General features: G+C 73.6%; 23 protein-coding genes. 8 read left to right on the top strand and 15 right to left on the bottom strand.

Features of this window, described 5'->3' with window-relative positions; translation table 11 throughout:
• Nucleotides 1-62: 62 nt before the first annotated feature.
• Both AB0B76_RS13330 and AB0B76_RS13325 read right to left on the bottom strand, forming a co-directional pair.
• Nucleotides 63-1,067, bottom strand: a complete 1,005-nt coding sequence (locus AB0B76_RS13330; protein WP_360374199.1) for a cobalamin-dependent protein — start codon at nucleotides 1,065-1,067, stop codon at nucleotides 63-65.
• Nucleotides 1,064-2,560, bottom strand: coding sequence for a SpoIIE family protein phosphatase (locus AB0B76_RS13325; protein WP_360374197.1), 1,497 nt, complete (start codon nucleotides 2,558-2,560; stop codon nucleotides 1,064-1,066). The genes AB0B76_RS13330 and AB0B76_RS13325 overlap by 4 nt, the downstream gene beginning before the upstream one ends.
• A gap of 138 nt (nucleotides 2,561-2,698) precedes the next feature.
• On the opposite strand from AB0B76_RS13325, the gene AB0B76_RS13320 reads away from it, so the two are divergent.
• Entirely contained in the window at nucleotides 2,699-3,085 is a 387-nt protein-coding gene (locus AB0B76_RS13320) for an STAS domain-containing protein (RefSeq protein WP_360374195.1), read from the top strand.
• 29 nt (nucleotides 3,086-3,114) lie between these two features.
• Nucleotides 3,115-4,173 (top strand): hypothetical protein, encoded by a 1,059-nt coding sequence (locus AB0B76_RS13315; protein WP_360374193.1) that lies wholly within the window; start codon nucleotides 3,115-3,117, stop codon nucleotides 4,171-4,173.
• A gap of 64 nt (nucleotides 4,174-4,237) precedes the next feature.
• Here AB0B76_RS13315 and AB0B76_RS13310 read toward each other — a convergent pair whose 3' ends face one another.
• The 4 genes from AB0B76_RS13310 to AB0B76_RS13295 all read right to left on the bottom strand — a co-directional run bounded on the left by AB0B76_RS13310 (nucleotide 4,238) and on the right by AB0B76_RS13295 (nucleotide 8,025).
• On the bottom strand, nucleotides 4,238-5,371 hold the full coding sequence (locus tag AB0B76_RS13310; RefSeq protein ID WP_360374191.1) for a Pecanex-like protein 1: 1,134 nt from the start codon (nucleotides 5,369-5,371) through the stop codon (nucleotides 4,238-4,240).
• 164 nt (nucleotides 5,372-5,535) lie between these two features.
• The gene (locus AB0B76_RS13305; protein ID WP_360374189.1) at nucleotides 5,536-6,321 is read right to left on the bottom strand and encodes a DUF1775 domain-containing protein; all 786 of its coding nucleotides are present in this window, start codon (nucleotides 6,319-6,321) and stop codon (nucleotides 5,536-5,538) included.
• Nucleotides 6,322-6,375: 54 nt separating this feature from the next.
• Complete coding sequence (locus tag AB0B76_RS13300) at nucleotides 6,376-7,068, bottom strand: hypothetical protein (protein WP_360374187.1); 693 nt, start codon at nucleotides 7,066-7,068, stop codon at nucleotides 6,376-6,378.
• 165 nt (nucleotides 7,069-7,233) lie between these two features.
• Nucleotides 7,234-8,025, bottom strand: a complete 792-nt coding sequence (locus tag AB0B76_RS13295; RefSeq protein WP_360374185.1) for an SDR family oxidoreductase — start codon at nucleotides 8,023-8,025, stop codon at nucleotides 7,234-7,236.
• 134 nt (nucleotides 8,026-8,159) lie between these two features.
• Here AB0B76_RS13295 and AB0B76_RS13290 point away from each other — a divergent pair, with 134 nt between their 5' ends.
• On the top strand, nucleotides 8,160-8,552 hold the full coding sequence (locus tag AB0B76_RS13290; RefSeq protein WP_360374183.1) for a hypothetical protein: 393 nt from the start codon (nucleotides 8,160-8,162) through the stop codon (nucleotides 8,550-8,552).
• Here the strand turns inward: AB0B76_RS13290 and AB0B76_RS13285 are convergent.
• The gene (locus AB0B76_RS13285; protein WP_360374181.1) at nucleotides 8,539-9,975 is read right to left on the bottom strand and encodes a glycoside hydrolase family 43 protein; all 1,437 of its coding nucleotides are present in this window, start codon (nucleotides 9,973-9,975) and stop codon (nucleotides 8,539-8,541) included. The genes AB0B76_RS13290 and AB0B76_RS13285 overlap by 14 nt on opposite strands.
• A 60-nt stretch (nucleotides 9,976-10,035) precedes the next feature.
• Here AB0B76_RS13285 and AB0B76_RS13280 point away from each other — a divergent pair, with 60 nt between their 5' ends.
• Nucleotides 10,036-10,515, top strand: a complete 480-nt coding sequence (locus AB0B76_RS13280; RefSeq protein WP_360374179.1) for a flavin reductase family protein — start codon at nucleotides 10,036-10,038, stop codon at nucleotides 10,513-10,515.
• A 7-nt stretch (nucleotides 10,516-10,522) separates the two neighbouring features.
• Nucleotides 10,523-11,764 (top strand): glycosyltransferase, encoded by a 1,242-nt coding sequence (locus AB0B76_RS13275; RefSeq protein ID WP_360374177.1) that lies wholly within the window; start codon nucleotides 10,523-10,525, stop codon nucleotides 11,762-11,764.
• 16 nt (nucleotides 11,765-11,780) lie between these two features.
• On the opposite strand, the gene AB0B76_RS13270 is transcribed toward AB0B76_RS13275, so the two are convergent.
• The 4 genes from AB0B76_RS13270 to AB0B76_RS13255 all read right to left on the bottom strand — a co-directional run bounded on the left by AB0B76_RS13270 (nucleotide 11,781) and on the right by AB0B76_RS13255 (nucleotide 18,245).
• The gene (locus tag AB0B76_RS13270) at nucleotides 11,781-12,605 is read right to left on the bottom strand and encodes a hypothetical protein (protein WP_360374175.1); all 825 of its coding nucleotides are present in this window, start codon (nucleotides 12,603-12,605) and stop codon (nucleotides 11,781-11,783) included.
• An 81-nt stretch (nucleotides 12,606-12,686) separates the two neighbouring features.
• A complete protein-coding gene (locus tag AB0B76_RS13265; protein ID WP_360374173.1) occupies nucleotides 12,687-14,876 on the bottom strand; it encodes a carbohydrate-binding protein in 2,190 nt (729 codons plus the stop codon).
• 13 nt (nucleotides 14,877-14,889) lie between these two features.
• Nucleotides 14,890-17,052, bottom strand: coding sequence for an RICIN domain-containing protein (locus tag AB0B76_RS13260; RefSeq protein ID WP_360374171.1), 2,163 nt, complete (start codon nucleotides 17,050-17,052; stop codon nucleotides 14,890-14,892).
• Nucleotides 17,053-17,207: 155 nt separating this feature from the next.
• Entirely contained in the window at nucleotides 17,208-18,245 is a 1,038-nt protein-coding gene (locus AB0B76_RS13255; protein WP_360374169.1) for a LacI family DNA-binding transcriptional regulator, read from the bottom strand.
• Between the two features lie 64 nt (nucleotides 18,246-18,309).
• Between AB0B76_RS13255 and AB0B76_RS13250 the strand changes: the two genes are divergently transcribed.
• A complete protein-coding gene (locus tag AB0B76_RS13250) occupies nucleotides 18,310-19,161 on the top strand; it encodes a methyltransferase domain-containing protein (protein WP_360374167.1) in 852 nt (283 codons plus the stop codon).
• A 165-nt stretch (nucleotides 19,162-19,326) separates the two neighbouring features.
• Here AB0B76_RS13250 and AB0B76_RS13245 read toward each other — a convergent pair whose 3' ends face one another.
• The 3 genes from AB0B76_RS13245 to AB0B76_RS13235 form a co-directional block, all read right to left on the bottom strand.
• Nucleotides 19,327-20,202 (bottom strand): TIGR03560 family F420-dependent LLM class oxidoreductase, encoded by an 876-nt coding sequence (locus tag AB0B76_RS13245; RefSeq protein WP_360374165.1) that lies wholly within the window; start codon nucleotides 20,200-20,202, stop codon nucleotides 19,327-19,329.
• Nucleotides 20,203-20,543: 341 nt separating this feature from the next.
• Nucleotides 20,544-21,239, bottom strand: a complete 696-nt coding sequence (locus AB0B76_RS13240) for an alpha/beta fold hydrolase (protein WP_360374163.1) — start codon at nucleotides 21,237-21,239, stop codon at nucleotides 20,544-20,546.
• A 210-nt stretch (nucleotides 21,240-21,449) separates the two neighbouring features.
• Nucleotides 21,450-21,836, bottom strand: coding sequence for a tautomerase family protein (locus AB0B76_RS13235; RefSeq protein ID WP_360374161.1), 387 nt, complete (start codon nucleotides 21,834-21,836; stop codon nucleotides 21,450-21,452).
• Nucleotides 21,837-21,905: 69 nt separating this feature from the next.
• Here AB0B76_RS13235 and AB0B76_RS13230 point away from each other — a divergent pair, with 69 nt between their 5' ends.
• Together AB0B76_RS13230 and AB0B76_RS13225 are read left to right on the top strand one after the other, a co-directional pair.
• The gene (locus AB0B76_RS13230) at nucleotides 21,906-22,349 is read left to right on the top strand and encodes a MarR family transcriptional regulator (RefSeq protein ID WP_360374159.1); all 444 of its coding nucleotides are present in this window, start codon (nucleotides 21,906-21,908) and stop codon (nucleotides 22,347-22,349) included.
• Between the two features lie 77 nt (nucleotides 22,350-22,426).
• A complete protein-coding gene (locus AB0B76_RS13225; RefSeq protein ID WP_360374157.1) occupies nucleotides 22,427-24,481 on the top strand; it encodes a phosphocholine-specific phospholipase C in 2,055 nt (684 codons plus the stop codon).
• Here AB0B76_RS13225 and AB0B76_RS13220 read toward each other — a convergent pair.
• Nucleotides 24,450-25,472: a HEAT repeat domain-containing protein gene (locus AB0B76_RS13220; protein WP_360374155.1), complete on the bottom strand. Its 1,023-nt coding sequence runs from the start codon at nucleotides 25,470-25,472 to the stop codon at nucleotides 24,450-24,452. The genes AB0B76_RS13225 and AB0B76_RS13220 overlap by 32 nt on opposite strands.
• Nucleotide 25,473 lies beyond the last annotated feature (1 nt).

The following is a 25,473-nucleotide window of genomic DNA, read 5'->3' as shown; positions in this document are numbered from 1 at the left end:
CCATCACGGTGGCAGGCGCGCCACGGCCGCCCCATCGACCGTAAGGCCGCCCTTTTCCGGCTCTAGGCCGGCAGCTGGGCGAGGCCCGCGGCGAGCATCGTGCCGGCCCGGGGGAAGTCGTACAGCATCGCGCCGTACTGCCGCAGCGGGATCGTCAGGCTGGACGCGGGCACGCCACGGCTGTGGAGCACCTCCGACGTCCACGCCAGGAATCCCGTGAACAGCTCGGGGTCGTCGACGTAGACGGCGGCCGCGAGGAAGTCGACGATGTGCGCCAGGTCGGTCATTGTCGCGTCGAGCTGGACGACCGAGTACTCCCGCATCGGCGGGAACTCCCGCAGCAGCTCCGCGGCCGCCGCGTCCACGAGGTCGCCGCGGCGTTTGAGCAGCGCGGTGTGCTCGTCGTCGGCGAGGTGGGCCAGCGCCTCGGCGGCCGGCGCGAGCAGTGCGCCCGGGTCTTCGAGCAGGTCGGCCGCGCCGTCGGCGCCGGGGGCCCAGCGGGCGCCGATCGCGCGGGCCCAGCGGCCGTCGGGGCCGAAGCCGCGGCCGCCGACGATGAGCGGCACCTCGGCGCGCCGGCAGGCCTGGACGGCACGGTGGGCGGCCGGCAGGCGGGTCGGCAGGGCGCAGCTGAGGGCGACGGCGTCGACGTCCTGCTGGTGCAGGTACGACACCAGGTGCGCCACCGGCACGCTCGCGCCGAGGAAGGTGATCTGCCAGCCGCGCAGCCGCAGGACCTCGCCGACGAGGCGGGCGGGCAGCGCATGCCACTCCCCGTCGAGACAGGCGACCACGAGCCGGCCCCGGGAGGCGGCGCGACGACGGGACGCGATGCTGCCGACGGCCGCCACGACCCGCTCGCTGATGTGCGTGGCCGCGTGCTCCTGGGCGACGCTCCACTCGTTGCGCTGCCACCACTGCCCGACCTGCTCCTGGGCGGGCGCGACGAGGTCGAGGAGCACCCGCTCCGGGTCGACCCCGTCGTCGAGCAGCCCGCCGGCGATGTCGACGGCGCCGTCCTCGTCGGCGTCGGCCAGGCATTTCAGGTACTCGTCGTACGCCGTCACGAGCTGACGGCCGCCCGCGTGGTGTGGTGTACGGAGTGCAGGTGCCGCGGGGCCGTGCGCACCGGCTCGGCCCGCACCGCGAACACCGCGATGTCGTCGTGCTCGCGCCCGCCCAGCCAGTCCATCGTGACCTGCTCGACCCGCTCGGCCAGCGCCGGCGCCGGCATCGCGGAGCAGCCGGAGAGCGCGGTGGTGAGGCGGCGCAGCCCGTACATCTCGTCGCCGCGGTGCCCGCCCCGCGCCTCGGTCACGCCGTCGGTGAACAGCAGGCAGGTCTCGCCGGCGGCCAGGTGCAGTGTCTGCCGGCCGAACACGGGATCGTCGGTGACGCCGACGAGCATGCCGCGCAGTTCGACGGCCTCGACGGTGCCGTCGGCGCGCAGCACCAGCGGGGGCAGGTGGCCGCCGCCGGTCAGGGTGAGCCGCAGGCCGCCGCTGGGGCGGGGCTGGGCGGTGCCGAGCACCATGGTGGCGAACCGGCCCTCGCCGGTGCTCTCGAGGCCCTCGAGCAGCATGTCGTTGAGCACGTGCAGCAGCCGCTGCGGGTCGTCCTCGACGCGGCGCAGCGCGCGCAGGCTGTGGCGCACCTGCCCGGTGAGCACGGCCGCGTCGACGCCCTTGCCGGACACGTCGCCGAGGAAGAACATGGCGCCGTCGTCGATCGGGTGGGCGCCGTAGAAGTCGCCGCCGATGTGCATCGTGGAGCGGGCCGGGCGGTAGGCGGTCCCCCAGCTCAGCCCGCCCACCGGGGGCGGCGGCTCGGGCAGCAGGCTCTGCTGCAGGGTCTCGGCCACGCGCGACTGCAGCGCGTAGAGCTGCGCGGCCTCCAGCGCGGTGCCGACCCGCTGGGCGAAGTCCTGCAGCACGTCGAGGTCGACGTCGGTGAGCCCGGCGACGATGAGCGCCGCCGCCGGTCCGCCGGCGGCCTGGATCGGCACCACCCACGCGGCCGGGTTGGGCGCGCCACCGAGGAACGGGGTGCCCCCGGGCCACAGGAACGGCTGCGCGACCGGGTTGCCGTCGAGCGTGTCGCGCACGGCGGCGGGCAGCGCGGCGAGGGTCACCTGGTCGCGGCGTACCGGCGCGGAGCCGGCCGCGTGCCAGCAGCGGGCCCGGCCCCGGCGGGTGGGCAGCACCAGCAGCGCCGACCCGGCGAAGGAGGACACGGCCAGCTCGACGGTGGCCCGGCACACCCGGTCGGCGTTGAGCATGCCGCCGAGGCGCCGCGCGGTCGTGGCGAGGAATGCCGCGTGGTCGTTCGCCCGTTCGAGGTACCAGGCGACCTGACCGGCGCCGAGCTCGACCCGGCGGGCGGCCAGCCCGGCGGGCATCGACGCACCGAGATGTGCCGCAGGCAGCTGGGCGGCCGCGGCGGCGTTGCGGTAGAGCACGGTTCCGGCGTCGTCGCAGAGCAGCACGCCCTGGTCGACGTGGTCGAGGAGTGCAACGATCGCGGGTGCGGCCGCGTCGGGCGCACCGGTCGGTGCGTTCATCGATTGTCCAATCCGTGGCCGTTGCGGTCGATATCGAGCCTACGCGCCCCGGATCCGCACGTCCAAAGCAAGCGCGCCGGGACGGACGGCCTTACCCTGGGACGCGGACGGCCCTTTCCGGTTGAGGAGACCTTGGCGATGACGATCGGCGACGAGCACGACAGGGCGACGCTGGAGATCACCGTCACCGGCCGGTCCGGCGGCACCGTACTGGTCGCCGTCGACGGGGAGCTGGACTACGACACGGCCGACGACCTGCGCGCGATCCTGTTCGACGCGCTCGACGAGGCCCGCGCCGCGGTGGTGCTCGACCTCGCCGGGCTGCGCTTCCTGGACAGCAGCGGGCTGGGCGTCATCGTGGGCGGCTGGCAGCGCGCCCGGGTGACCGGCGTGCGCTACGTCGTGCGGCGGGCACCGCTCGTGATCGCCGAGCAGTTCGAGATGACCGGCCTGAGCCAGGTCCTGACCTTCGACGAGCACGACGGCGAGGACGCGGGCGCGGAGGCGGACAGCAGCGCCGCCTGAGCCCGATCGCGCGTTGTACAGTGCGCGCCATGATGACGGACGATGCGGACGCCGACCTGCGCCGGCTCGCGGGCGACGCCAAGTTCCCGCACCGCGACGCGGCGCGCCGGGCGGTCCGGTTCCGCGAGTCCGGCGACGTCGCCGACCTGCTCGCCGTGAACGACGACCCGCACCCGTGCGGGATGACCGAGGTCCTGTTCGCGCTCGCCGGGTCGCAGCGGCCGTGGCTCAACTGGGTACCGATGCCGAGCGAGGCCGTGTCCAACGGGGCCAACGACGCCGGGGCCCGCATCGCCGGGGGCGCACGCCTCAACTCCATCCGGATCGCGCTGTCCGCGGCCGAGCCCGCCAGCGCCATGGTCGCGGCCCGGCGGGTCATGGGCGACTTCCGCGCCGAGATCGGCTCGTTCCCGGAGCCCGACATCCGCGTGCCGCTGCGCCGCGGCCGGTACGCGGTGTGGCGCTACGACGGCGACATGCCCGTGCCCGCGGTGCCGGCCCCCTCGGCGGAGGCGGTCGAGCGGCTGCACGAGGTCGGGGGCGAGGCATGGGCGTCGCCGCTGTCGGGGTACCTGCAGGCCAAGCCGCTCGGCGAGCTGCCCCTTCCGGACCTGCTCGGGCTCCTGGCCCACCTGCCGGAGCCGCCGGCCACGCCGCGCTGGGAGCACCTGGCGAAGTCGACGCCGATGTACTGGTACCGGTTGATGCAGCCCTGGGTGTGCCTGGGCCTGCTGAGCCACGCCGCCGACGAGCCCTGGGCCGGCTCCACGCGCCGCGCGGTCCTCACCGACCTCGCGCTCGGCATCGAGGACTGGGTGGCCGACGCGGCGCTGTTCGCGCTCGTCACCGCGGCCTACCGCGACCCGGCCGTGCGCACCGAGGTCCGCGACCTGGTGCGGGCCCGCCTGGACGCGGCCGCGCGGGCGCCCCGCGAGGTGACGATCGAGCTGTCGCTGGCCCGGCTGATGCTCATCACGCCGGGGAGCACCGCGGCCGACCACGCCCTCGCCCGGCAGTGCATCGCCCGCATCACCGGCGACGACGAGCCCGCGCCGCGCAAACGCCGCTGGTGGCAGCGCGCCCGCTGACGAACAGCGGGCGACGGACGGCAGCGTTCCCTGCCATCCGTCGCCCGCGTTCAGGGGGGTGTTGCTAGTTGGTCACGGTGATCCGGACCGAGTCGAAGGCCGGGATCTCGTTGGCCTTCTGCATCATCGGGATCCGGTGCGAGCCGTCACCGGCCCAGGAGGCGCACTGGGCGGTACCGGTGGTGGGCATGCCGGTCACGTTGATGGTGACGACGTCGGGCTGGGAACTGCCCGCCTTGTCCTCGGTGGCCACGAAGAACGCCGGGGCCACGGTCGGGTCCGGGGCGCTGCGCGTGGTGGCGAGCATGCGGCACGCGGTGTGGAAGTGGCCGCGGGTCAGCCCGTCGGCGGTGAGGAACGCGCTCTCGAGGTAGTAGCCGCCCGCCGCCGCGCCGAGGAACCGGTCGCGGACGAGGTTGCGGGTGCTCACCTGGAGCGTGAACGCCTGGCCGACCCGGACCCGCTGCGGCGCGCCGGTGATGAGCAGCGTCGGGTTCTTGTCCTGGCTGCTGACCTCGCCGAACGCGGTGCTCACGCAGCGCGGCGCGTCCTGGAAGCCGATGTGCGGCTGGAGCCGGCTGTCGCTGCAGTCGTTGCCCAGCGTGTCCAGGGTCGTACCGGTGCTGCTGCCGACGGTGGGGTTGGCGGTCGCGCCGCCGGTCCCGCCATTGCCACCGGTGCCGCCCGTGGCGCCGGTGCCACCCGTCGCGGTGGTCGCGGCCGGGGTCGGGCAGTTCGGGTTGACGCGGCGCCACCGCGGCCGGCCCTGCACCTGGCCGTCCCCGACGTGGTTGGTCACCTGGTGGCCGTTCTGCGTGCCACCGTTGACGTCGCCGGCGGTCTGGTCGGCCTTCGGAACGTTGCCCGCGGCCGGGTCGGCGCCCTCGGCGGCGGCCGCGCTCGCGGGCGGCTTCGAGGTGGCCGACGGCTTCGGGGTCGCCTTGCTCGAGCCGCCGGCGGCCCCGGTCGCGGGGCCCTTCGCGGTGGCGGTCGGGCACGCCCGCGGCCCGGTGTTCTGGCCCGGCCGCCGCGTGGCGGCCTGGGAGATCTGGGTCACCGTGAGGCCCGCTACGAAGGCGATCACGGCGGCGATGACGGTGACCGCCCGCTTGCCACGGGCCTTCGCGGGCCGCTCGTCGTCCTCGGCCGGGCGAGCCGGGCCATCCGGCTCGTCGCCGTAAAAGCTCCTTCGCTGCATGACGGAACCTCTCTGGGGGCAATCCTTCGTCTTTTAATTCGAGTTCAACCTAGAATTGCTGATTGACCATCGTCAACCGGGCAAGCAGAAAGTAAGCAACTCTAAAAAGGTTCCTAAGTTAGCGCATTTGGGCAGGCCGAAGCCCCTCAACCATTGCGCTGAATTCAGGAGGTCGAGACCATTTCCGGGTCTTCGACAGAGTCCTCGGCCGGCTTTTCGGGGGCCGGGGTGCGCCGTTGTTGCAATATCACGCTGACGACACAGATCACGGCGATCAGCAGCAGCGCGGCGAGGCTCCACATCAGGTACGAGGGGCCGCCCGACGGCGCGCCGGCGGCGGCGTTCGTATCGGCGGTGTCGGCCGCGTCCGCGGTCGCGCCGCCGTGCGCGCCCGCGTGCTCCGCCTGGCCGCCGGGCTTCAGCGCGAGCACCGGGCCGCCGGCCTGGGCCGTGCGGGACACCTGGGTGCCGTCGGAGTTCGTGAGCACCAGGCCGAAGAACAGCTTGTCCACGGCCGGCAGCGGGCCGATCGACAGGTACAGCTCGGTCGTCCTGCCGGGCGCCAGGGCCTTGTCCGGCATCGCGATCCACTTCACCGCCGTCGTGACCTCGGTGATCTGGTACCCGTGCAGCGACGGCAGCGGCTTGTCGACCTTCACGTTCGTCATGGAGGGCGCCCAGTCGTCCACGGACAGCGGGTACACCTCGGCGATCGGCGCGTCCGCGGGCAGCTGCAGGTCGATCGCGGTGACCGAAGCCGACGGGCTGTCGTTCGTGATCCGGAACGTCAGGTCGGCGGCGCCGCCCTGCGCGGCCTCGGTCGGGGTGACGGACACGTCGGCCGCGGCGGGGGCGGCGATCCCGAGGAGGGCCACGGCGCCGGCGCCGGCGACGGCGGCGCGGACGGCCCACCCCGGGCGCCGCCGCGACTCAGCCTGCGTGTACTTCACACCGGGTTGTTCGTAGCGGCGGCCCGGAGAGTTCAAAGCCCGCCCAAGATATTTTCAGCGCTGGCTGGGGCGTTTGGCATCGACCCGGCTCAGCACGGTGCCGACGACGCGGCGCCAGTCGGCGTCGAACTCCGGGCCCGCGCTGTGTGACCCGACCCAGTACACCGCGTAACTGGCCACGACTATCGCGTTGCCCTGGCCGACCACCGCGACGGCGACGTCGGCCGAGCCCGGGTACGTCGGCTCGTACACCTTGTGCCGCACGGTCACGAAACCCTTCCACCCGCCGGACTCCAGTGGGTCGATGGCGGCGGTCTCGGTGTAGCCGGCCTCGCTGGTGTCGTCGCGCGGCGCGGCCGAGCGGGACGCGCTCGGCGGGCAGGCCTCCATCGCGTCCTGCAGCGACGTGAACGCGGCCTCCATCGCGGCCGCGTCCTTGTACACGAGGCCGAGCTGGTCGAACGCCTGCGCGCCCTTCTCGCCCTCGTCGGCCATCGACGCGGCGACCGCGCCGGTGGGCGAGCCGGGCACCGGCGGCCGTTTCGCGACCCCCGGGCACAGCGGCGTCACGCTCGTCGTCGGCGGCGTCTGCGCCGGCCGCTTCCACGCCGTGCCGATGTCGGCCGGCTCCAGCACGCCGGCCTGCAGCATCGCGGTCGTGTAGGTCGCGCCGCGCGGGTCCGGCGCGTCGTCGCCCGAGCAGCCTGCCAGCGCCAGCGTCACCGCGACGCCACCGGCCGTCACCATCCGTCGAACTCTCGTCGCCATCGGCACGCGGCCCATCCTGACAGACGACGCGCGACCAGGAGTAGGCCTGGACCCACCCCGGTCGTGCAGCCAGGTCCATACCGGCCCGCCCGCACGCTCCGTAGTGGCTGCGCCCCGGCCGCGCCACCTGAGCCTTGCCGAAAGCTAGCGGCGCAGGTCGTGCCGGCGGTGCGTCGCCTTCGCCACCAGCCCGGCCGGCAGCAGCCGGCGCAGCGGGAAGACCAGCGCCGCGTTGCTGCCGACCGCGTAGTGCGCCCGCGGCCGGGCCGCCTCGACCGCCTTCACGATTGTCGCGGCGACCCGCTCGGCCGAGACGCCGGACTTCTCGTTGCGGTCGAGCGCGGCCAGCATCCGCTCGAAGTCCGCGCGGAACGGCGAATCCTCGGCGATGTACTTCGTGCGCCGCTCGCTGATCCCGGTGCTGATCGAGCCGGGCTCGACGGTGGTGAGCCAGACGCCGAACGGGCTGTACTCGTGCCGCGCCCCGTCGCTGAAGCCCTTCAGCGCCGCCTTCGAGGCGACGTACGACGAGCGGTACGCCAGCGGGAACGAGGCGAGCATCGACCCGACCATCACGACCCGCCCCCACCGCCGCGCACGCATGCCGGGCAGCAGCAGCTGGGCGAGGCGGACCTGGCCGAGCACGTTTACCTGGAACAGCCGCCGCAGCGCGTCGCCGGGCAGCTCCTCGAACGGCCCGGACTGGCTCTCCCCGGCGTTGTTGACGAGCACGTCGACGGGCCCGGCGGCGGCCGCGAGGGCCTCGATCGACGCGTCGTCGCCGAGGTCGAGCCGGAGGAACTCGACGCCGTCGGCCCGCTGCGCCGAGGGGTCGCGGCTGGTGCCGAGCACCCGATAGCCCCGCGCCGCCAGCGCGGCCGCGGTCGCCCTCCCGATGCCCGACGACGCCCCGGTGACGAGCGCGATGCGTTCCATCGCAGCACCATACCGCCGGCTCAGGCGTCGAGGGCGTCGATGTGCACCTTGCCGTCCATGCCGAACGCCATCGTCGAGGGCTGTAAATTTCAGCCGTTTCGCGGGTGCCGGCGATCTGCGGTTAGCATGCCGACGTGATTCTGGCGCTGCTGCTCGACCTGGCCAACATCGCCGGCGGCTTCCTGCTCGCGATCGTGTTGCTGCGCCGGCTCCCCCGGGTCGGCGACGACCTCGCGCGCTTCGCGGAGCGGGCCGCGCCGTTCGGCTGGATCGTCGGCATCGTCGCGCTCGCCGTGGGCGTCGCCTACCTGCTCATGCACCTGCTCGCCGGGCCGCGCGTGTTCCACTTCGAGATCGTCGGCATCGGCGTCGGGCTCGCGCTGCTGTGGGACCGCCTCACCGGCCGCCGGGGTCCGGACCAGCCGTCGCCGGCGGCCGACGGGCCGACCGGACGGGCTCTGCTCCTCGCGGTCTTCGGCATCGTCGCCATCATCGTCGGGCTGCAGGGGCTCTTCACGCCGGACTGATCGGGGTGTAATCGAAGCGCCGCACCGCGCTCGCCCGCGCGACCTGCTCCACGCCCACCACGCGGCCGGTGAAGCCGCCCGCGACCTCGGTGGCCAGGTAGCGCCCGTCGAGCCCGGCGAGCGCGACGAACCCGCCGGCGTCCACGTAGCCGAGCTCCACCTGGTCGGGGCCGGCGGCCGGGCCGTTCGCGACCGGGTGCGGGCCGACCCGGATCGCCGGGACGGCGGAGGCGGCCGGGACGCGGGCCAGCTCCTGGGTGAACGGGCCCACCGTCGCGGCGGCCACGAACATGCCGTCGACGAGCTCGACGTGCGCCCGGTGGCGCTCGTCCAGGCGCAGCACCAGCCGGCCCGCGCCCAGCGTCAGCTCGGCGCTCGCGAGCCAGAAGCGGTCCACGGCGCGGGTCGCCAGCAGCCCCGCCTCGCCGTCGGCGCCCGCCAGCACCAGGCCCTGCGGGGGGCCGGCCGCCGCGAACTGCGCCGGGTAGCAGCCGGGCGAGACCCAGCGCGGGTCCAGCGCCGCGAAGTCGTCGGCGAAGGCCGTGTCGGCGCGGGGCACCGCATAGCGCCCCTCGTCCACCACCGGCCAGTCGTCCTCCCAGCGCACCCCGGCGAGGAAGGTCTCGCGGCCGTTGACGTGCCAGCCGGGCGGGGCGCCGTGGGGGCGCACGGCGAGGTACACCATCGCCCAGTCGCCCTCGAAGGTCTCGACGAGATCCGCGTGGCCCGTGCTCTGCACCGGGTCGGTCGTGCTGCGGTGGCTCAGGATCGGGTTGGCCGGGCCCGGCTCGAACGGGCCGGAGATGCTCCGCGAGCGCGCGACCGTGACCGCGTGGCCGCGCTCGGTCCCGCCCTCGGCAAGCAGGAGGTACCACCAGTCGCCGCGGCGGTACAGGTGCGGGCCCTCCGGGTAGGCGAGCCCCGTCCCCGGCCACAGGGCGACCGGCGCGGAGAGCAGCGCGCCCGTCTCCGGGTCCACCCGCGCCTGCCGGATGGGCCGCTCGCCGCCGGCCGACCACGTCAGGTGGCAGTCCCCGCGCTCGTCCCAGGCCAGGTCGGGGTCGATGCCGGCGGCGCCGCGGGTGACCACCGGGGTGCTCCACGGCCCCGCGGGGTCCTCGGCCCACACGATGATGTGCCCCTCGGAGGCGCGCGCGATGTCGGTCGTGACCATCCAGAAACGCCCGCCGTGGTACCGCAGGGTCGGCGCGAAGATCCCGCCGCTGCCCGTGCTCGAGACGAGCCGCAGCTGGTCCGGCCGGTCGAGCACGTGCCCGAGGCGCCGCCAGTGCACCAGGTCGCGGCTCGCCGAGATCGGTACCCCGGGCAGGTACTCGAACGACGAGTTGACCAGGAAGTACTCCTCGCCGGCCCGGCAGACCGACGGATCGGGGTGGAACCCGGGCAGGATCGGTTCGCTCATGAGCCAGGGATGGTAGTCGCTCTTGACCTCAAGCACGGTTGAGGTTCTACCGTGGTGCCGGTGAGCAGTGACGTGGTGGCCGGGTTCAAGGCCGCGTTCCGGGGCTACCCGACCGGCGTCGCGATCATCTCCGTGGCCGGCCCGGACGGCCCGGTGGGGCTGACCGCGTCCAGCGTCGCGTCGGTGTCCCTGGCCCCGCCCGCCCTGTCGTTCTCGGTGATGGACTCCCCCTCGGCGCTGGTCATCGCGGGCGCGCGGAGCCTGGTCGTCAACCTCCTCGGCGCCGCGCACGCCGGCCTCGCGCACGACTTCGCCCGCCCGGGCGGCCCGCGGTTCACCCCGGAGCAGGGCTGGACCACGCTGCCGACCGGCGAGCCGGCGCTGCGCGACGCCCAGGCGGTGCTGCGCTGCGTGCCGCTGCACCGGGTGCCGGTCGGCGCCTCGACGGTCGTGGTCGCCGAGGTGACGAGCGTCGTGACCGGCGGCCCGGACGGCCGCCTCGTCTACCACGAGCGCCGGTTCTTGACCGAGCGACGATGATGGTGTGATGGCCCGCGTCGCGATCATGGCAATCGGCAGCCGAGGCGACGTCGCCCCTTTCACCGGGCTCGGCGTGCGGCTGCGGGAGGCGGGCCACGAGGTCACCATCGCCTCCCACGCCGTCTTCGAGCCCCTGATCCGCCGGCACGGCCTCGGGTTCCACCTGCTGCCGATGGACGCCCAGGAGCAGCTGCAGACCCGCTTCGCCGACCGGGGTCTCACGCGCATGACCATCGCCGTGAACCAGATGATCGCCGAGAACGCCCGCCCGCTGGCCGAGGCGATGCTGGAGGCCGCGCGCGCGGCCGACGTGCTGCTCGTGACCCCGCCCAGCTGGTTCGCCGCCGTGATCGCGGAGGGGCTCGGGATTCCCAGCATCGGCGTGTACCTGCAGCCGCTGACCCCGACGCGCGAGTTCCCGCCCGCGGCGCTGACCGCCCGGTCCCTGGGCGGCTGGGCCAACTACCGCGCGGCTCGCCTGCTGCTCACCGCCGGCCAGCGACCCTTCCGCTCCGTGGTCGCCGAGCTGCGCACCGAGCTGGGCCTGCCCGCGGCGAGCCCGGCGGCCTGGCTCAAGGCGACCGAACAAAGGCAATGGCCGATCCTGTACGGCTACAGCCCTCTCGTCGTCCCGGCCCCGCCGGACTGGCCGGCCTGGTACCGCCCCGTCGGCTACCTCCACCCGGCCCCCGAGCCGGACTTCGCGCCCGCCCCGGAGCTCGAGCGGTTCCTGGCCGCGGGCCCGCCGCCGGTGTACATCGGCTTCGGCAGCATGCCGGTCCGCGACCGCGACGCGCTCTCGGCCCTGCTGGTGACCGCGGCGCGCACGGCGGGCGTGCGCGCGATCGTGAGCGCGGGCTGGGCGGGCCTGACCGCTGACGCGGAGGACGTCCTCGCCGTCGGGGAGGTGCCGCACGAGTGGCTGTTCCCGCGGATGGCGGCGGTCGTGCACCACGCCGGGGCGGGCACGTCGGCGGCGGCCCTGCGCGCCGGGGTGCCGCAGGTTCCGATCCCGGTCATGGTCGACCAGCCGTTCTGGGCGAAGCGCCTGGACCGCCTCGGTGTCACGCCGGGCCCGGTCCCGATGCGCAAGCTGCGCGCCGAACGCCTGGCCGAGGCCCTGAGGGCGGCGACGACCGACCCCCGCTACCGCGAGCGGGCCCAGGCGCTGGCCGCCGCCCTGGCCAAGGAGGACGGCGCGGGAGCGGTACTGCGCGAGGTGGCGCGAGTAACGAGCGGCGCCGCCTGACCAGCGACGCCGTGTGTCACGGGCGGCCCCACGCCCGCCTGACCTTGCGCCGCACCCGCGTCGCGGCCGCGAGGGCGACCGCGCCGGCCAGCAGGGCGATCCCGGCGGTCGACAGCGCGCGGATGCCCAGGAGCATGTAGGACCCCCACAGCGCGTCCGGCTGCGGCGGGATCAGGGCGACGGTGGTCAGGGCGGTCCCGGGCAGCAGCAGCGCGACGCCCGCCCAGCCCGCGACCCGGGCCGGCGTCGGCCCGCCCGCGAACCGCCGCCCGCCGAGCCACCCGGCCGCCAGCCCGGCGACGTACCCGAGCAGCGCCAGCGGCACCACCCGCCCGGGCCGGGCGCGGCCGAGCGCGAGCACGACCGAACCGTCCGACCACTCGTAGACGCCGAGCGTCCACGCCCCCTTGCGCGCGCTGACGTCGCCGCCGGCCGTCACCCGCCAGCCCTCGGCGGCGAGCGTGTCGCCGATGGTGCGCACCGTGGTGGCCGGGTCGTCGCCGCCCGGCGTGGTGAGCCAGACGGCCCCGCCGATGTAGTCGGAGTCGCCGACGAGCCACGTCCACGGCCCGTCGGGGTGCTCGTAGCCGAACAGCTCGACCAGCCGCCCGGCGACGACGACGTTCGCGGCGGTCCCGTCCGCGGCGACCGGCACGGCGGGCGCGACGATGGCGATCGCGGCGGCGTCGTCGGGCAGGTCGGGCGCGCCGAGCCAGCCGAGCACGGCCCCGAAGCCGGCGCCGAGCGCCGCGAGGGTGATCGCCACGACGACCGCGGCGACGACGGGACGCAGGCGGGTGGTGGCGGCGGTGAAGGGGTCAGCCTGAACTACGGCGGCCATCCGTTCGGGTCCTTCCAGCGAGCACGACCCCCCGCGCCCGGTGCGACTCTAGCGCCGGGCGCGGAGGGGCCGCGCATCAGGTCAGCTCAACCGGAGGTAGTCCAGGTTGAAGCCGCCGGTCTCGCAGTAGACCGTGACGAGCTGGTCGCCCGCCGGCACGGTCACCGTCGCGTGGACGGACTGGTAGCTCGCCCAGCCGCCGGTGTCCGGGACCGACACCGTCGACAGGACCTGGCCACCGGCGTCGCGGAAGGTGATCGCGCCGTTCGCGGGCGCGCCGGTGCCGTTGGCGACCCGCAGCTCCAGGTCGTAGGTTCCGGCCTGGGCCACCGCCAGGCGGTACTGCAGCCAGTTGCCGGCCGCCGTCCACCCGACGTTCTTCCCGCCGCTCGCGGACGGGTTGTTCTCCACGAAGTTCGCGCCGCCGTCGGTCCAGCCGTGCTCGGCGACGTACGCCTCCGCCTCGACCTTCTCCCCGATCGGCGCCCCGTGCGGGGCCACCGTCACGTGCACCGCAACCGCGGAGCTCGCGACGCCGTCGGTCACCCGGAACTTCAGGTCCAGGGCGCCCGCCGTCGTCGGGTGCAGGCTCACGACGCCGGTCGCGGCGTCCACGGTCACGCCGTCGGGCAGGTCGACCGCGTAGTACGCCAGGGCGTCCCGGTCGCGGTCGGTGGCCTTGAGCCGGAAGGTGGTCGTCGTGTACTGGTCCGCGACCACGTCCGACACCGCGGCCAGCACCGGGGCGTGGTTGCCGTGCGGCGAGGGCAGCTCGGCGTGCCAGCGGAACGTCGCGTAGGCGCCCGCGGGCACGGTCTCGACGAACTGCTTGCCGGCGAGCACGACGCGGACCTTCTTGGCCGTGGCGTTGGCGTTGCCGACGACCGCGACGAAGTCGTCGCCGTCGCGGTACACCACGTTGCCGACCCCGCCCGCCGTGGCGCTGGACTCGACGCGGGTGTGCCGCGGGGTGAGGTACTTCGCGAACTGCCCCATGGCGTAGAGCTCGTCGCGGACCGTGAACGTGCGTGTCGTGGTGTCGACCTTCACCAGCCGGTCGGGCCACTTCGTGGTCGCCGCGATCTGGTCCCAGTCCACGTTGTTGTCGCGCAGCGGGGTCCAGTGCAGGGTGCCGCCGTCCTGGTCGGTCGCCTGGGCCCACATGACGTACGAGCTGGCGTCGAGCCGGAAGTAGCTCAGGATCGTGGCCGGCGACAGGTCGCTGGTCTCGGTCAGGTGCACCGGCTTGCCGGTCTGCTCGTAGGCGTCGCGCATGACCGCCGGGTCGCCCCAGTACGGGTGGAAGGCGATCGCGTCCGCGGCCCGGCGCGCGGCCGGGTCGTTCAGGACGCGGTAGTAGTTCTTGGTCTCGGTGCTGTTCGGGTCCTTCCAGTCCCAGAAGTTGAAGTCGTGGATGTACACGTCCACGTCCCGCGGCAGGTACCGCTGCATCGCCACGGACAGCTTCTGCTGCTGCTCGACGCTGATGTCCATGGCCGGGTACACCACGTCCATGCCGGGCTCGTTGAGCAGGGTGAGCGCGTCGACGCGGATGCCGTGGCGGGCGTACGCCTCCACGTACTTCGCGTAGTAGCGGGCGAAGACGTCGATGCAGTCGTCGCGCAGCTTGCCGACCTGGTAGTAGTCGGTGCTGCTGCCCGGCTTCAGGGCCACCTCGCCGAGGAACTTGTCGTTGGTCTTCATCCACGCGGGCGCGCTCCAGGCGGAGGCGAAGAACGTGGCGCGCGGGTTGTACTTCTGGATGAGCTTGACGGTGTCCACGATGTGCAGGTCGATGTCGCGCTGGATCGAGAAGTACTTGAGCCCGAAGTCGTCGGCCACGCCGGCCGGCAGGTCGTCCTCGGACCAGAACGGCAGGTGCTCGATGAGGTCGGGGCTGCCGATGGTGAGCCGGAAGCGGTTGAGCCCGGCACCGGTGCGCGGGTCGGCGAGGAGCCGGACGGCGTCCTCGCGCTGCTGCGGGGTGAGCTTCCACAGGTTCGAGACGCTTGTCTCGTCGAGGGAGAAGCCGATTCCGCTGTACCGCTGCCGGATCTGGCTCGGATCGACCACCACTGTCGCGTCGGCGTCCACAGTGGACCCGTCGCCGACCGTGACCGCCGGCAGCGCCTTCCACGCCGCCGCCGCGCCGGTCGAGTAGGTGCCGGTGACGACCTCACCGCGGTGATGCTCCGGCGCCGCCGTGGCCGGTGCCGCGCCGACCATGATGGACAGCAGGGCGGTCGAGGTGACGGTACTGATGCGTCGCATTGCCCAAGGCTCCTTACGGTCCGCTGACCAGGTACTCGACCTGGTGACCGCTGTTGACGGCCGCGCCGGTGTTGTTGATGACGTGCGAGATGGTGCCGGTGCCGCCCAGCGACACGGTGACCATGTCGTGGAACCTCACGCCCGACTTGGCCGGCACCTCGAACGCGTGCGCGTTGACGACGCTCGAGTTGACGTTGAAGTAGCAGTAGCTGCCCAGGCCCCACGCCTCGTGCGTGGTGACCGAGTCGGCGACCTTGTACGCGGCCCAGCCCTGCATGGAGCCGTTCATGTAGGCGGCCTGGTTCGGCGCGTCGTACGGCATCTCGTTCTGGTAGAAGTACGTGCGGCCGTTGTTGCCGTTCCAAATCGTCTGGTACTGCTGGTAGTGCTCGACGAACAGCCCGTAGAACGTCACGTTGTTGCCGTTGACGACCAGCCCGTTCTGGGCGGTGTTCGTGGTCCAGCCGACGCCGGAGCCGTGGTCGGCGCGCCAGATCCACGAGTGGTCGCCGATCACGTCGTTGCTGTTGATCCGCAGGCTCACGGTGGCCTTGCCGACGCCGGCACCGCCGATGCGGAAGAACACGTCGGACAGGCTCGTCGGGTCGGAGGCGTGGCTCGCGGTGGAGCCGGACGGGCCGATCTCGGCGAGGACGGGCGAGTTGGTGGTACCCGCGTCGAAGAGCAGGCCGGCGAGCTTGACGCCGTCGACGTCCGCGGTCTTCAGCGCGGTGATCCCGCCGTCGGGCACGAGGGTGGCCAGGCCGAGGCCGAGGATCACCGTGTCGGCGCGGGTCACGTTCAGGGTCTCGCTGAGGTGGTACACGCCCGGGGTGACGAGCAGGTTCTTGCCCGCGCTCAGGGCCGCGTTCATCGTCGCGGCGGTGTCGCCGGGCTTGATGACCTGGAACTGGCCGATGGGCAGGCTGCTCCCGGCCGGGTTGCCGTTCGCCCAGCTGGTGCCGGACGCGTTGGTGCGCAGCGCGGGCACGAACACCTGGTAGGCGCCGGCCGCGTCGACGTACAGGAACGGCTTCTCGCGCACGACCGGGGCGGTGCCGACGGTGGTGTACGGCGGGCTGGGGAAGCTGTTGGCGGGCGCGCCGGTGTCGCCGACGAAGACCTGGTTCCAGTTGGAGCCGTTCCAACTGCCCATCGCCGAGTTGCGGGTCAGCCACTGCTGCTGCGTGCCCGACTGGATCTGCCCGTCGATCTTGCTGTCGGCGATGAACCCGCCCGACGACCAGCCGCCGTCGGAGAGGGCGAGGTTGCCGCGCACGTGCATGCGGCGGTACGGGGCCGCCTGCGACACCGCCCAGCGGTCCAGGCCGCCGGTCGGGGTGACGGAGAGGTTCTCGGCCGAGCGCCAGAAGTTCTGGGTCGCGTTCTGGCTGCCGTCCGGCCACCAGTCGGCCTCGGCGTGCACGGCGCCGTTGATGACGACCGCGTCCGGGGTGAGGCCGAGCCCGGCGACCTGGGTGTAGAAGCCGACGTTGGCGTCGACGTTGTAGGTGCCCGGCTTGAACAGCAGCGCGTAGCGCTGGCTGCCGAACTGGTTGCTCACCTGGCCGTTGAAGACGCTCGTGAGCTTGCTCTGGATGCTCGCCTGCGACATCGACGGGTCGAAGACCGTGACGTTCGGGCCGAGGTCGGGGTTGTTCGGGTTGTTGGGCACGCCGGTGGCCGTCGCGGTCGGCTGGGTGGTGGCGCCGGAGAAGTTCCACTTCTGGTTGGCGCCGCCGCCGCAGGTCCAGATCTGCAGCTTGGCCCCGTCGGCGAGGTTGTTGTCCTTGATGTCCAGGCACTTGCCGGACTTGGTGTTGATCAGGTCGTGGCTCGCGTTGAGGGTCCACTTCTGGCTGGCGACCGAGTCGTAGCACGTCCACAGGTGCACGACGGCGCCGTCGGTGGTGGCCCCGCTGACGACGTCGAGGCACTTGCCGAGGCCCTGCACGGAGCCGTTGTCGGCGAACGTCCAGGCCTGGTTGGCGCTGCCGGCGTAGCAGGTCCACATCTGCGGCTGGTTGCCGTCAGCGGTGGAGCCGTCGGTGACGTCGAGGCACTTGCCGTTGGCGGAGCTGGTGATCTGGCCGGTACTCGCGGCGGAGGCGGTGGTCATGGCGACGGCTCCGACGCCGGCCACGGTCGCGGCGGTGACCGCGATCGCGAGCAGCATCGAACGGCGCACTCGTCTGGGTGCGTGCATCGGGTGTCCTGTTCCACTGGCGGGGTGGTGGGGGTACCGCCAGGAAACCGCCCCGGGCCGAGGCATGTCAATGAATCGCTGTCACTTTTTTCGACTCTTGACCGAAGTATTTTCTGTAACACACGTCAAGCCGGCCCCGTCGACCCCCGGACGACCAGCTCGGTGGCCAGCTCGACGTGCAGCGCGTCGAGCTCGTGACCGGTCAGCATGCGGCTCAGCAGCGACACCGCCATGCGGCCCATCTCGCCCACCGGCTGGCGGACCGTGGTCAGCTGCGGGTGCGTCGCCCGGCTCACGTCGATGTCGTCGAAGCCGGCGATCGAGAGGTCATCCGGCACCCGCAGGCCCCGCGACACCGCGGCCTGCAGGGCGCCCACGGCCATCTTGTCGTTGAAACAGACCAGGGCGGTCGGGCGGTCGGGCCGGTCGAGCAGCTCACCCGCCAGCGCCCGGCCGGCCTCCACGGTCGGGTCGGTCGAGGTGCGCAGCAGGTCCGGCTCCGGGTACGCGCCCACGGCGACCAGCGGCGCGTGGAAGCCGGCCAGGCGGTCGCTCATCGCCATCCAGTCGAGCGGGCCGCCGAGCACGCCGACGCGGCGGTGCCCGAGCTCGACCAGGTGCGCCATGAGCCGCCGGGCCCCGGCGAAGTTGGCCGCCGACACGGCCGCGATGTTGCGCGGCGGGGCGTTGCGCGGGTCGACCACCACGAACGGGAACCCGCGGTCGCGCAGCCGCTCGAGCTCGGCCTCGGGCTCCGGCGGAAGGATCAGGATCGCGCCGGTGACCTGCGGCCAGCCGGTGAGCGTCGCCAGCACGCCGGTGCGCCGCCAGGCCGACTCCCCCGCGTCGACGACCGCGTGCATGCCGTGCACGTCGAGGGCCTCGGTGATCGCCGAGACGATCAGCCCGAAGTAGTCGGTGAGCACGTACGGGCAGCGCACGTAGACGCCCAGGTCCGCCTTGGGCACCCCGGCGCCGCGGCGGCGCGGGGCCCGCCGGCCCAGGCCGCCCATCGCCTGCAGGACCCGGTCGCGGGTGTCGGGGGCGACGTTGGCCCGGCCGTTGAGGACCCGCGACACGGTCGCGATCGACAGGCCGGTCTGGGCGGCGACGTCCCGGATCGTGACGCGCTGCTCCGCCGTTGTTTCAGTGCCCTGTTTCATCGCCGATCAGCGTAACGCAGCGAATCCGTTGAACCGATCCGGCGTTTTGGCAGTACATAGAGGTGTGACCGCTACGATCGCCGCCCACGCCGAGGCCGTCCGCCGCTACTACGACCAGAACACGGCCGCGTTCGACCGGCTCGGACAGGGCGGCGCGTCGATCCACCGCGCTGTCTGGGCGCCGGGCGTGACCAGCCGGGCCGAGTCGTTCCACCACGTCGACGAGCTCATCCTGGCCGCGCTGCCCGAGGGCGAGCCGGAGCCGCGGGTCGTGGACCTCGGGTGCGGGCTGGGGGCCAGCCTGATGTACCTGGCGCTGCGCGCGCCGATCCGGGGCGAGGGGCTCACGATCAGCCCGAGGCAGGCCGAGGGGGCGACGCGGCTGCTGGCCGGGGCGGCGCTCGCCGACCGGGTGCGCTGCCGGGAGGGCAACTATCTGGACGTACCGGCGGACCTGCACGCGACCGCCGACGTCGTGTTCTCGATCGAGGCGTTCCTGCACAGCCCCGACGCGGCCGGCTACTTCCGCGAGGCGGCCCGCGTGCTGCGCCCCGGCGGCCGGCTGCTCGTCTGCGACGACTTCCTCACCCCGCGGGCCCCGGACGCGCCGCCGCGCGAGGCCCGGCGGCTGGCCGAGTTCCGCGACGGCTGGCGGGTCGGCTCGCTGCTGACCGTCGAGCAGGTCCGCGCGGCCGCGGCCGGGCACGGCCTCGAACTGGTCGCCGACGTGGACCTCACCCCGCATTTGGAGCTGCGCCGCCCGCGCGACCGGTTCATCGCCGCGCTCGTCGCCGCCGGCCGTCCGCTGCCCCTGTCGGGCGAGTACTGGATGATGCTCTCCGGCGGCGACGCGCTGCAGTGGTGCCTGCTCAACGGCCTGCTGAACTACCGCGTCCTGACGTTCGAGCTGTGCTAGCTGTGCTAGTCGTGGTCGCTTCGCTCCCGTTCCTTTGGGGGAGCTCCGCTCCACCCAAACCCCCTCCCCCACGTTTGTCGCCGTCCGTGGGCGGAAGGGACCGGGAGCGAGCGGCGTGCGGCCTTCACCGACCGCACCCGCTTTCCTTTTCTGCGGCTTGGCCCGTCAGCCCGTGACTTCGCGGATCGCGTCCATCGCCTTGAGCTTGTCCACGCCCTGACCGAGCAGGCCGTCGGGGACGATGAACTCGTCGAGGCCGTTCGCGCGGTACTCGGCGAGCACGTCGGCCAGCGCCGCCGGCGAGCCGCCGATGACCGGCATGTGCGCCTCCGGCAACGGCCCGTCGACCACGACGAGCGCCTGGGCCGTGCGCCCGATCGCCTTCGGGTCGCGGCCCTCCCGCGCGCAGAAGTCGTCCAGCACCGCCGACTTGTGCGCGATGACGTCGGGCCGGCCCCAGGTGTTCCACACGTCGGCGTACCGCGCGACGATCCCCAGCATGCGCCGCTCCCCGCCGCCGCCGATGAGGATCGGCAGCGGGTCCTGCACCGGCTTGGGGTTGCAGACGGCGTCGGCGAGCCGGTAGTACTCGCCGGCGAACGTGGTGCTCGGCCGGCGCAGCAGCCCGTGCAGCACCTCGAGCGCCTCCACGAACCGGTCCAGGCGCTGCTTCACCGGGGGCAGCTCGATGCCGTACTGCTCGTGCTCGTTGACCTGCCAGCCCGCCCCGACGCCGAGGACGAACCGGCCGCCGGTCACGTGGTCGGCGGTCGCGGCCATGTTGGCGAGCACGGCCGGGTGGCGGTACGTGTTGCCGTACACCAGGGAGCCGATCCGCACCCGCGGCACCGCGGCGCCGAGCGCGGCCACGAGCGTGCCGCACTCCAGCGTCGGCCCGCCGGCGTCGCGCCCGGGCCCGGCGTTGGGCATGAAGTGGTCGGCCACATAGACGCCGTCCCACCCGGTCGCCTCGGCGTGCCCGGCCACTTCCAGGATTTCGTCGTACCGCTGGCCGGCGCCCGGCCAGATCGAAAGTCGCATGGTTCCTCTATACAACGAGCGCGACGTCGGCGTCGGTGCTGTATCCCTGCTCGCTGCGCTCGCGGTGGGGGAGCTTCGCTCCACCCACACCCCCTCAAGATCTACGCCGGCGCACTCCGGCGGCGGACGGGCGCGCGATGACGGGGTCGCTCGACGCGGCGGTGTTCAACGCCGCGGGGGACGGGCGGTCCGGGGGGCGGTTCTGGATGTCCAGCATGCTCAACGAGGCGGTCGTCCACGGCTTCGACGCGGCCGGGGCGGGGGGCGGCCGGTCGACGGCGACACCGGCCTCGCGCAGCACTGGCTCGACAACACCGCCCCCGTCAGCGGCTGACGCCGGCTCAGCGGTACGACTCCAGCAGTGTCATGCACCGCTCCGGGCTCTCCACGTGCGCGTTGTGCCCGAGCCCGGCGAGGGTGACCACCGGCACGCCCAGCGCCGCGAGCTGCTCGTCGGTGTTCATGGGGTCGCGCTCGCCCCGGGCCAGCACGACCGGCGCGCCCGCCCCCGCGACCAGCGCGGGCATGTCCGGCGCGCCGACCCCGAACGCGCGCGGGTCGAGGGCGAGCCGCCACCGGCCGTCCTCTTGGCGGATGCCGTCCGGCGTGTCGTCGGCGAGACCCGCCAGGCCCGCCACCCGCAGGTGCCGGGCGAGGGCCTCCTCGCGCGTGTCGTACCAGGCCACCGGGCGCCCCGCGAGGGCCCGCGCGCGGTCCAGCTCCTCGTCGCCCCAGGCGACCTTGATGCCGAGGCCGACGACCGCCCGCACCGGGAACCGGGCGGCCAGCGCGAGGCCGACGGCCCCGCCGAGCGAGTGGCCCAGCACGACGGTGCGGCCGTCCACGAGCGGGCCGACCGCCGCGGCCAGGGCGTCGAAGGTGTACTCGGGCAGGTCCGCCGCCCCGCCGTGCCCGGGCAGGTCGGGCGCGAGCCAGCGGCCGGGCCAGTGGCGGGCCAGCAGCGGCGCCCACCCGGACCACACGGCCCCGGTCGCGCCCAGCCCGTGCAGCAGCAGGAGCCGCGGCTCGCCGGTCACGACTCGTGCCTCATCGGTCGCTCACCACCGGCTTCACCACGGCCGAATGGTAGCGGACCGGCCTCGTCAGGCGGTCCCGGCCGGGTTCAGGATCGCGATGCGAGTGGTCCGGCCCCGACGGCGTCGTCGTCCGCTGGGTGCTGCGCGGCAGCGGGGCCGCCGGGATCGCCGCGGCCGACGTGGAGCACGCCGAGCGGCTGCGCCGGCCCGCTACGGCGTGACGACGACTCCGCCGATGCCCGTGCGCCCGGGCAGGGTGCCGACGAGTTCGACCGTGACGCCGGCGCGGACGCGTTCGCCGAAGACGGCGACGATGGCGTCGGTCACGGCGGCGACGAGGCGCGCGACGACCTCGCCGGCGTCGGGGCGGGCGAACGCGCCTTCCTTGATGCCGAAGGTGACGGTGGGCGATGGGGCTTCGGCCGGTGTACCGCCGATGCCCCATCGGTTGGCCGGCAGGCCGATCAGGTGCACGACCGCGAGGCTTCGGGCCCACTCCCCGTAGACGGCCACGACGGCCTCGGTCAGGCTCTCGATCAGGGCGGTCTCACGGCCGGCCAGGTCGCGCTCCAGCACATGAACACTGAGGTGGGGCATACCATCCCTCCGGAAACAGATTTGATGGCAAATAAGCTTTGATATCAAACATAATTTGAGGATGGGCGGATGTCAACGGACGACACGGTCAGGGACCTGCTCCTGGTGATGCCGCGGCTGGTCGGCCGGGTCAAGCGGCTGCCGGTGCCGGAGGAGCTGCGGGCGTTCGACCTCGCGCCGCGGCACCTGTCGATGCTCTCGCTGCTGCTGCTCGACGGGCCGCTGACCGTCAAGGAGCTGGCCGGGATGCTGCGCCTCGCCCCGACCACGGTGAGCCTGATCGTGAGCGACCTGAGCCGCAAGGGGGTCCTGGTGCGGCGCGAGGACGACGCCGACCGCCGCCGCCGGATCATCGACATCAGCGCCTCGAGCCGTCCCGCCATCGCGCAGTGGCTGTCGCCGGGCGCTCAGGCGTGGCGGCACGCGCTCGCGCCGCTCAGCCCCGCGCAGCAGCAGATGTTCGTCGACACCCTGCTGCGGTACGAGCACGCCGTCGAGGCGCGCGAGGACTGACCGGCGAACGCGGAGTTTCCGTTCTCCACAACCGGGCGGCGCCCGCCGTACATGTGCCGGCCGTAGCGTCCGGGGCCATGGCTAACGTCGATCGTCGTACATTTCTGCAGATGGCGGCGGCCGCCGCCGTACCGCTGCCGTTCGAGCAGGCGCTGTCGATCCCGGCGCACGACCGGCACGGGTCGATCGAGGACGTCGAGCACGTCATCTTCCTGATGCAGGAGAACCGCTCGTTCGACCACTACTTCGGCACCCTGCGCGGCGTGCGCGGGTACGCCGACCCGCACCCGGCCAAGCTCGCCGACGGCCGCAGCGTGTTCCACCAGCCGGACGGGGACGGCGAGGTGCTGCCGTTCCGGCCCGAGGTACGCGACATGGGCAAGACGTTCCTGCCCGACCCGCCGCACGGCTGGAACGACACCCACGGGGCCTGGAACGGCGGGCGCTACGACGGCTGGGTGCCGAACAAGGGCGTCACCACGATGACGCACCACACGCGCAAGGACCTGCCCTACCAGTACGCGCTCGCCGACGCGTTCACCGTCTGCGACAACTACCACTGCTCGCTGCTCGGGCCGACCGACCCCAACCGGTACCACATGTGGACCGGCTGGGTCGGCAACGACGGCAAGGCGGGCGGGCCGGTGATCACCAACGCCGAGGCCGGCTACGACTGGTCGACCTACCCCGAGCGGCTCGAGCGGGCCGGGGTCTCCTGGAAGGTGTACCAGGACGTCGGCCTGGGCCTGACCGCCGAGGGCTACTGGGGCTGGACGAGCGACCCGTTCATCGGCAACTACGGGGACAATTCGCTGCTGTACTTCCACCAGTACCAGAACGCCGCCCCCGGCAGCCCGCTGGCCAAGGCGAAGCAGGGCACCGAGGTCAACCGGCAGGGCCGCAGCCCCGACGCGCTGCTGGCCGACTTCCGCGCCGACGTCGAGGCCGGGACGCTCCCCCAGGTGTCGTGGATCGTGGCGCCGGAGGCCTACACCGAGCACCCGAACTGGGAGCCGGACTACGGCACCTGGTACGTCTCGCAGGTCATCGACATCCTCGCCGCGCACCCCGAGGTCTGGAGCAAGATGGCGCTGTTCGTCACGTACGACGAGGAGGGCGGCTTCTTCGACCACCTCGTGCCGCCGACGCCGCCCGCGACCCGGGCCGAGGGCCTGTCGACCGTGCCGACCACGAACGAGATCTTCCCCGGCTCGCCCGACCACCCCGCGGGTCCGTACGGTCTCGGCGTGCGGGTACCGATGATCATCGTGTCGCCGTGGACGCGCGGCGGCTGGGTCAACTCGGAGCTGTTCGACCACACGTCGCTCATCCGGTTCCTGGAGCGGCGCTTCGGCCGCGGCCGGCCCGACCTCGTCGAGTCGAACATCACCCCGTGGCGCCGCGCCGTCGCCGGCGACCTGACGTCGGCGTTCGACTTCAAGACGCCGAACGCCTCGCGCCGCGTGGACCTGCCCGGCACCGCCGACCTCAAGCCCGCCGACCTGACCCGGCAGCCGGACCAGGTGCCGGTGCCGCCGGCCGACGGCAAGCTGCCGGCCCAGGAGCACGGGGTGCGCGCGGCCCGCGCGCTGCCCTACGCGCTGCACGCCGACGGCCGCCCCTCGGCCGGCGCGTTCGCCGTGGACTTCCGCAACACCGGCCGCGCGACCGGCGTGTACCAGGTGCGCTCGGCCGACCCGGCGATCGCCCCGCGCACGTACACCGTCGAGCCCGGCAAGCAGGTGACCGACGTGTGGCCCGCGGACAAGGGCTACGACCTGTCCGTGCACGGCCCGAACGGCTTCTTCCGCCGCTTCGCCGCCGGGGCGCGCCACCCGGGCGTGACGGTACGCGCACGGTACGACAACCACGGCGTCGTCCTCGAGCTGTCGAACAAGAGCGCCAAGCGCGCCGACCTCGACATCGCGGACCGCTACTCCGGCCACCGCTCGCGCGTGACGCTGCGCGCGGGCGAGACGCGCACCGAGCAGGTGCGGCTGGAGCGCAGCCACGGCTGGTACGGCCTCACCCTCACGATCCCGGGCGAGACGGCGTTCGCGGTGGAGTACGCCGGCCACGTGGAGGACGGCGAGGCCTCGATCAGCGATCCGCTGATGGGTGGCCTGCTGTAAGGACGCTCACCAGGGCCGAGGCGAGGAGGGCCACGGGTCGCTCCTCGTCCTCGGCCAGGTCGCGCAGCAGCGGCAGCGCCAGGGCCGCGGGCATCTCGGCGAGCGCCTGGACGAGCCGGAGACGTACCGCCGAATCCCGGGTGTCCGCGAGCTCGCCGGCCAGCGCGGCCATGATCCGCCCGGCCCACTCCGGATCGTTCTGCGCCATCGCGCCCAGCCGCTCGGCCGCCTCGACGTCGTTCGGGCCGTGGGCCACCATGCCGAGCAGCGTCGGTACCGCCGCCGTCACGCCCCGGGCGCCGAGCGCGAGCGCGGCCCGCCGCCGGATCGCCGCGTCCGGGTCGCCGAGCGCGCCCGTGAGCATCGCGGTCGCCTCGTCGCCGGCCAGCTCGGCCAGCGCCCCGACCGCCCGCCGCCGCACGTCGGCGTCGGCGTCGGCCAGGCCGGGCGCGAGGCTTGCCGCCCCGTCACCGCCGGCCCGGGCGAGCGCCCACCGCAACGCCCCGGCGACATTGGGATCGGTCTCGCCGAGCACGGCCTTGACCAGCAGTTCCGCCGGTACCGCGGCCGCCTCCGCCGGGGCCATCACGGCCTGCTGCCGCCGCGCCGCACTCGGCGAGGCGAGCCCGTGCAGCAGCTCGACGATGCGAGCGACGTCGGGCCAGCCGGCGGGCTCGGCGGCGTCGACGGTGCGGAGCCGCTCGAGCAGCTCCCGCTCCCGCCCGAGCCGCTCCTCGCTCTGGCGGACGAGGTCCCCGACGAGCGCGGCGGGGGTGAACCCGGGATCGTCGAGCGTGCGCCCGATCTGCCGCAGCGAGAGCCCGAGCGAGCGCAGCCCCTCGACGTAGAAGATCCGCCGCACGTCCTCGGGCGTGTACTCCCGGTAGCCGCCGACCGTACGCCCGGTGGGTCGCACGAGCCCGAGCGAGTCGTAGTGCCGGAGCATGCGGGCACTCACCCCGGACCGCCGCGCCACCTCACCAATGAGCACG

It is taken from the genome of Dactylosporangium sp. NPDC049140 (genome assembly GCF_040648435.1).
This window is presented reverse-complemented; position numbering and strand designations above follow the sequence as displayed.